This window comes from Xenorhabdus sp. NBAII XenSa04, from assembly GCF_963866145.1.
GTDB lineage: Bacteria > Pseudomonadota > Gammaproteobacteria > Enterobacterales > Enterobacteriaceae > Xenorhabdus > Xenorhabdus indica.
Genome location: NZ_CAWMEB010000445.1, coordinates 1 through 7,161 on the forward strand (window position 1 = coordinate 1; position 7,161 = coordinate 7,161).

At 45.4% G+C, this 7,161-nt stretch carries 6 protein-coding genes and 1 pseudogene; 6 read left to right on the forward strand and 1 reads right to left on the reverse strand.

Features of this window, described 5'->3' with window-relative positions:
- The 6 genes and pseudogenes from AAC147_RS19190 to AAC147_RS19215 all read left to right on the forward strand — a co-directional run.
- Positions 1-213: pseudogene (locus tag AAC147_RS19190) on the forward strand (phosphotriesterase-related protein); the annotation flags it as partial.
- A gap of 42 nt (positions 214-255) precedes the next feature.
- Positions 256-636: a DUF2620 domain-containing protein gene (locus AAC147_RS19195; RefSeq protein WP_047683891.1), complete on the forward strand. Its 381-nt coding sequence runs from the start codon at positions 256-258 to the stop codon at positions 634-636.
- Between the two features lie 10 nt (positions 637-646).
- Positions 647-2,029: a YhfT family protein gene (locus tag AAC147_RS19200; protein WP_047683893.1), complete on the forward strand. Its 1,383-nt coding sequence runs from the start codon at positions 647-649 to the stop codon at positions 2,027-2,029.
- A gap of 48 nt (positions 2,030-2,077) precedes the next feature.
- On the forward strand, positions 2,078-3,166 hold the full coding sequence (locus AAC147_RS19205; RefSeq protein ID WP_047683902.1) for an aminotransferase class V-fold PLP-dependent enzyme: 1,089 nt from the start codon (positions 2,078-2,080) through the stop codon (positions 3,164-3,166).
- 241 nt (positions 3,167-3,407) lie between these two features.
- Positions 3,408-3,944, forward strand: coding sequence for a type IV toxin-antitoxin system AbiEi family antitoxin (gene abiEi / locus AAC147_RS19210; protein WP_047683895.1), 537 nt, complete (start codon positions 3,408-3,410; stop codon positions 3,942-3,944).
- Positions 3,934-4,854, forward strand: a complete 921-nt coding sequence (locus AAC147_RS19215; protein ID WP_047683898.1) for a nucleotidyl transferase AbiEii/AbiGii toxin family protein — start codon at positions 3,934-3,936, stop codon at positions 4,852-4,854. Before abiEi ends, AAC147_RS19215 begins: the two co-directional genes overlap by 11 nt.
- A 93-nt stretch (positions 4,855-4,947) precedes the next feature.
- Here the strand turns inward: AAC147_RS19215 and paaZ are convergent, their stop codons facing one another.
- Positions 4,948-7,011 carry a phenylacetic acid degradation bifunctional protein PaaZ gene (gene paaZ / locus AAC147_RS19220; protein WP_047683900.1) on the reverse strand — a complete coding sequence of 688 codons (2,064 nt, stop codon included), beginning with the start codon at positions 7,009-7,011 and terminating at the stop codon, positions 4,948-4,950.
- Between the last annotated feature and the right edge of the window lie 150 nt (positions 7,012-7,161).

Genomic DNA, 7,161 nt, shown 5'->3' on the forward strand with positions numbered 1-7,161 from the left:
CTACTCGACAGAGTGATGCTCTCGCAAGATATAACCCGCCGTTCTCATCTGAAAAGCAACGGAGGAATTGGTTTCGATTACTTACTGACTGTATTCGTTCCGATGCTGCGGGCAGCCGACTTTACCCAAACACAGATAGACCGAATGTTACGTGACAACCCTGCACAATTCTTCCGGCATCACTTTTTCAATACGCTTTTTTCCAAAAAATAAACAATATCTTATAAAAGATAATTTAAAGAGAGGGATAACAACATGAAATTTGTCGTTGGTGGACAAATAGAAAAAGAAAAAATAGCCGAATGTATCCGGCAACTGGCAGGAAATAAAGCTACCTCAATTGTCATCATGAATGATATCGAAGCATCTATGGCGATTAAAAATGGCGATGCCGATTACTATTTTGGTGCCTGTAATACCGGAGGAGGTGGAGCACTGGCAATCGCTATTGCACTTATCGGCTTAGATCGCTGTGCCACCATTGGCATGCCGGGAAAAATCTTACCGGACGATGAGATTATTGCTCATGTGAAAGCAGGCAAAAAAGCGTTTGGCTTTACAGGGCAAGATATCGACATTGTTCTGCCTGTGATCATTAACTCGATCATTTCTCAAAATACGACTATTTCTCAATAAGGAGCATATCATGCAACATTTTCATGATTTCCTGACGAGATTGATGGAAGTCGATCCCTTTAAAGCAGGATTACTGGCGGCAATTGGTGCGATTGCTGCCATGATGGCAAACCGTGGTATCGCTGTTTTCCATGATGGTCTGCGTCCACTGCTTCCTGAATATCTTGAAGGGCGAATGAGTCGTAAAGCACTCGCTGCGACGAGCTTTGCCCTAAGCATCGGTCTGGTTGTGGGATTTGGTATTCCCTTTTCGCTGACAGCGCCAATCGTACTGGTTCACAGCCTGTTGCTCGGCACGGACATGATTGGTATCTGGTGTGCCAACAGCCGCAGAGGGTTTATCGCTTCAGGTATTATTGGCGCGCTGTACGCCATTGCCTTACTGGCAGGGCTGCGTTCAGTGGTGGAACTCTTTGCCATGCTGCCGGTTAATTTCACCGACGATCTGAAAAAAGTCGGCGATCCGATTGTGGCCTGTTTTGCCCTGTTCCCTGCGATGGTCGTCGGCTACCAATATGGCTACCGCAAAGGGTTGTTAGTGATGTTAACCGCTTTGATTGGTTATCTGGCGACCAAAGCCGCTGGCCCGCTCAGTTTTGGTGGTTTAATCGAAAAACCTGTCAGCGTCGATCCAAATGGAGCGGCTTTGCTGCTGTCGATGATCGCAATGTTCTACTTTGCCATGCGTGAACGCCCGGCACATCTTGCAGATAATACACCATCAACAAATCAAACCTCAGCAGCACCAAAAGGCGCTAATGAAATCTTAGTGGGCCTGTTTTCGACCCGTATTGAACGTATTCAAAAAAACAAATGGCTCCTCATTCTCTGTGGTGGTCTGACTGCAAGTGCGGCTACCATGTCTTTCAGCCTGCTGGCAGAAGGTCCGGTATCACTGCAATTAATGGCGCAAGATGAACAAACCAACGCCTTGCTGGTGGCGCTGGCTCGTGCCATTGGGTTTGTTCCACTGGTCGGTACGACGGCAATCGCCACCGGCGTGTATAGCCCCAACGGGATGAAATTCGTCTTTGTAGCAGGTCTGGCAACCAATACCCCGTGGCTCGCCTTTATTGCAGGCGGTATCACTATGTTTATTGAGATCCAGTTGCTGGCGAAAATTGCAATCTGGCTGGATAAATACCCCGGCGTTAAAGCCTGTAGTGGCCATATTCGTACCGCGATCACCAAAATGCTCGAAGTCGCCCTGTTAGTTGGTGGTATGATTGCTTCCAACGCGATTCTGCCGGGTATGGGCTTTATGATTGTGGCAGGTATCTACCTGCTCAACCGGACTTCCAAACGTCCTTTGGTTGAAATGGCAATCGGCCCGATTGCAACCATTGCGGTAGGTATTCTTGCCAACGTGCTCTATTTAGCAGGAATCAATTAACAGGAATAAAGTAAGAGAATGAAAACAGCTTCATTGCAAAGCTATCTACTGAAAAGCTATCCACTGAATAGTATGACTATGACACAAGCCCAACAGCAGCAATTTAAGTTGGTGGATATTATCTGTCGTCACTTTCCCGGAGCTGATTTTCTCTCACAAGGCGATCTGGGATTAGTCCCGGATCTCCATCAACCCCGGATGACTCAGCGTATTGAAAGGGTAATCGCCGAGTACTTCGGGGCTGAAGCATCGGCCTTTGTCAATGGTGCCGGAACCGGCGCTTTACGTGCCGGGTTGGCGGCACTGCTTCGTCCTCACGAGACATTACTGGTGCATGATGCCCCCGTTTATCCCACAACAAAAACATCGATTGAACAAATGGGTCTTAATGTTGTATATGCCGATTTCAACTGTACAAACCAACTAGAGATCAGCATTAAGCAATATCAGCCAGTAGCCTGCCTGATCCAGCATACACGGCAAAAAATCGATGATTACTATGCCCTGCAAGATATCATTGCCATCTTAAATCAATACCATATTCCTTCATTGGTAGATGACAATTATGCCGCAATGAAAGTGCCACATATTGGTTGTGAATACGGCGCAACCCTTTCTGCCTTTTCTTGCTTCAAATTACTGGGGCCACAAGGTGTAGGCGTGGTTATCGGCCAACAGACTGCGATTGATAAATTGCGCCACGGCATGTACTCCGGTGGCTGCCAGATTCAAGGTTATCAGGCGATGGAAGCATTACGTGGGTTAGTATTCGCCCCGGTCATGCACGCAGTGCAATCTGAAGTGAATGAATCTCTGGTAACAAGGCTGAATCAGGGCGAAGTGCCACAAGTGAAGCGGGCATTTATCGCCAACGCTCAGTCAAAAGTTGTCTTAGTGGAATTTCACGAACCGATTGCAGATGCCGTACTGACCACAGCACACACATTGGGTGCATTACCTTATCCCGTCGGTGCCGAATCGAAATTTGAAATTCCCCCATTGTTTTACCGAATTTCCGGCACATTTCGTCAGGCGGATCCCACCCTGGAGAAACGCATGATCCGCATCAACCCTAATCGCAGCGGGGCCGAAACCATTATTCGTATCTTGCAGGCAAGTTGTCGATATAAACCTTGAAGCAGGTATGACGATATACCCAGATTTGCAAGAAAATATCCACGATTATCATCCTGCTACATTACATAATATTCGCTCCTATCATCACCCATCTGGCTCAACTTACCTTAAAAATATAAAAAAATTCCCTACCAGATAGACACAAATATCTCCTTTAAATGTGGTTTATGTCCACTTAATCAGATGCTATTATATTTACATAAACCACATTTAAAAGTGATATAAGTGTAGACTTAATACCATGAATCAAACTACCGCTATTCAACGACTGAGTAAATTTGATCAACAAGGCCGCTATGTCTTCACCACTAAAGATCTTGCCAAAATTTTTTCAGAGGACAGCAAACGTGCCTTTGAAGCCAGCCTGCACCGTCTCGTTAAGCACGGTGTATTATTACGCGCTTCTAAAGGCATTTACGTATTTAGCCTATCGCAACGTAAAGGATTAAACACGCTGGAACTCATTGCCAAGGCAATGAGAAGAGGTGAATACAACTATGTCAGCTTAGAATCTGCACTATCTGAATACGGTGCCATTTCACAAATTCCAATTGATCGGCTGACAGTGATGACTACAGGCCGTAAAGGAACCTACAAAACCCCTTTCGGTATCATTGAATTTACACACACAAAAAGGTCAGTTCCCGACATTATCTGCAATATCAAAGAAATTGGCAGACCACTCCGCCTGGCAAGTAAACAAGCCGCCTACCGTGACCTAAAACGAGTGGGTAGAAATACACATTTAGTTGAAAAGGAGATAATCTATGAGGATTAATCGTGCAGATTTCTCACAACTGGTCGATCACATTTTGCAAAATGGTCAAATAAAACATATGCGACCCGTTATTGAAAAAGAAATTCTCCATTATGACATCTTATTTTGTCTTGAGCAGAGTGGATTACTTGATGACCTTATTTTTCAGGGAGGGACGTCTTTACGCCTCTGTTACGGGGGCAACCGTTTTAGTGAAGACCTAGACTTCGCTGGTGGAAACGATTTCTCATTCAGCCAATTAACAGATATGAAGCAATGTATTGAAGATTACATTGGAACACGATATGGCTTAGAAGTCACAGTAAAAGAGCCAGAAACACTAAAACAACAGCCTGAATATTCTGAACTTAAAATCAACAAATGGCAGATTGCTGTTATTACTTCTCCCGATAGAAAAGATTTACCCAAACAACGCATTAAGATTGAAGTTGCCAATATTCCTGCTTATACCCGAAATATTTTACCATTACGTAATAACTACGATTCTCTGCCCGATGGTTACAATGATACCTTGATACATGTCGAAACCTTAGATGAAATTATGGCAGACAAACTGATTGCATTACCTGCTACCAGAAATTATGTGAGCCATCGGGACATTTGGGATTTGGTTTGGTTACAACAACAAAATGCCAAATTAGACACTGATTTGGTGAAGAAAAAAATTGCTGACTACAAACTGACAAATTTTACTACCTTACTCGAACAGTGCCGCCAATCCTTACCAGAAGTGATCACTGGTCAAGCGTTCATGGCGGAAATGGAGCGTTTTTTGCCAAATGATATCTTTACACGTACTTTAGGAAACGAAAAATTTATCCCTTATTTAATTTCGAGCTTAGAAGAACTATTCAAAAAGCTGCAACTTTCGCTCTCCAATAATCATGATCAACCCGAATTCTGGATGTAAATGTAAAAATTGGCCTGAGGAATATCACCACTTTGTTTTATTAATATTGTTCCTCAGGCACTTCATCTTTCTTATTTAGAGCATATTAACGAGTTAAACATAATCCCTCTGCCGCCGCTCCACCAGTGTGAGGATGCTGTAAAGAGCGACAGGCTGTTGCTCCTGATTCAAAACTTGCACATCCCAAATGACAACACCTTGTGGCTTGTCATCCGGGGTCTTCTGAACTTTCTTAATCTTCTTCTTGCAGGTCAACCGAACCTGAATCGTATCGCCAATTTTCACTGGTTCAATAAAGCGCAGGTTTTCCATACCATAATTCGCCAATACTGGCCCGACAGGCGCATCAACAAACAGCCCGGCAGCAGCCGATACAACAAAGTAACCATGCGCCACACGCTCACCAAACAGGGATTCAGCCGCACCAATTTTATCCATATGAGCATAAAAATGATCCCCGCTCAGACAGGCGAAATTGACGATATCCGCTTCCGTCACCGTCCGGCGAGCCGTCAACAGACTTTCCCCAATTTCAATTTGTTCGAAATAGTTACGGAACGGATGGACAGGAGCTTCCTTCACTTTTGCACCGCGCACCCACTCACGACCAATAGCCGCCAGCATACTTGGGCTGGCCTGAATTGCAGTGCGCTGCATATAGTGTTTCACCGCACGCAATCCTCCCAACTCTTCACCACCACCAGCACGTCCCGGCCCACCATGTACCAACATAGGTAACGGAGAACCGTGTCCTGTGGATTCCTCTGATGCCGCCTCATCCAGAATCAACATACGGCCATGAGCACAAGCTGTTGCCCGGATAACCTGCATCGCAATTTGCTCATCTGCCGTGACCAATGAACCCACCAGACTACCTTGTCCCATCAAAGCCAAAGCAATCGCTTGTTCTGTGTCCTGATAAGCCATCAAAGTGGAAACCGGCCCAAAGGCTTCCGTTTCATGTACGATCTGATTGGTCATCGGCTCTGTACAATAAAGCAGAGTTGGCGGGTAGAACGCCCCATCGCTGTGGGTATTATTTGCCAGCACTAACTTATCCAACGCACCGCCGCACAGTAATTCACAGCCACTGTGTAACAGCTCATCAACCTTGGATTGGACCTCATCCCGTTGTTCAAGGTTGATCAATGCTCCCATACGTACATCCGGTAAAGCAGGATCGCCCACCACTACACCAGACAGACGTTTAAGCAACGCTTGTTTAACCGCCTCAAGTTGACTGACCGGCACAATAATACGCCGGATAGCCGTACATTTTTGCCCTGCTTTTACCGTCATCTCACGCACAACTTCCTTAATGAACACACCGAATTCCGGCATTTCCGGCGTGACATCCTCCCCTAAAATACAGCAGTTAAGGGAATCTGCCTCCATCGTGAATGAAATTGATTTTTCAATCAACCGTGGATGAATCCTCAATTTCTGCCCAGTCTGAGCTGAACCTGTAAAAGTGACCGCATCTTGATAATCGAGATGATCAAACAGATCACCCATACCACCGCAGATCAGTTGCAGTGCACCTTCCGGCACTAAACCACTATCAAGGATCAATTTCACCATCGCTTGTGTTAATTGTGCTGATGCGGTCGCAGGTTTGATAATTGCCGGCATACCCGCCATCCAGGTCGGAGCCAGTTTTTCCAACATTCCCCAGCAAGGGAAGTTAAACGCATTGATATGTAGTGCAACACCGGGACGAGAGGTCAGAACATGGCGAGCGACAAACTGGGACTGTTTCGACAGTGGGATCATCTCATCTTCCGGCCACAGAACATCATCCGGTAACTCACGTCCTGCCAGACCCGCATAGGAAAATAACGTCGCAATGCCTCCTTCAATATCGATCCAACCATCCGAACGGGTCGCTCCGGTTTCCGCTGAAATAGCATACAAGGCTTCTTTATTAGCAATCAGATGCTTTGCAACGGCTTTCATCATCTGAGCCCGCTGCTGGAATGTCATAGCCGCGAGGGCTTTGCCCCCTTTTTCCCTGGCATAACTGAGACTATCAGCCAGTGGTAGCCCATCTGAACATACCTGATACAGGGCCTTACCATTTACTGCATGGTGAATAGTTCTGGCATTACCTTTCCCATAAACCCAGGCACCACATATATAACTGGTTAACTGTTGCATTTTTTTCTCCACCGATCGTATTAATGAATCATCATTAACTACATCTACAACATTTGTGTATCACATAATCCATAAAGAAGACCATCTGGTAAATTAACAAAATTAGAACACCTTAGAGACGTCGCATGTCAATAAATAAGCTTTCATAAT

Excerpts from the sequence above, each read along its gene's own strand:
- AAC147_RS19195 (WP_047683891.1), top strand. The coding sequence starts at position 256 with ATGAAATTTGTCGTTGGTGGACAAATAGAAAAAGAAAAAATAGCCGAA.
- AAC147_RS19200 (WP_047683893.1), top strand. The coding sequence starts at position 647 with ATGCAACATTTTCATGATTTCCTGACGAGATTGATGGAAGTCGATCCC.
- abiEi (WP_047683895.1), top strand. The coding sequence starts at position 3,408 with ATGAATCAAACTACCGCTATTCAACGACTGAGTAAATTTGATCAACAA.
- AAC147_RS19215 (WP_047683898.1), top strand. The coding sequence starts at position 3,934 with ATGAGGATTAATCGTGCAGATTTCTCACAACTGGTCGATCACATTTTG.
- paaZ (WP_047683900.1), bottom strand. The coding sequence starts at position 7,011 with ATGCAACAGTTAACCAGTTATATATGTGGTGCCTGGGTTTATGGGAAA.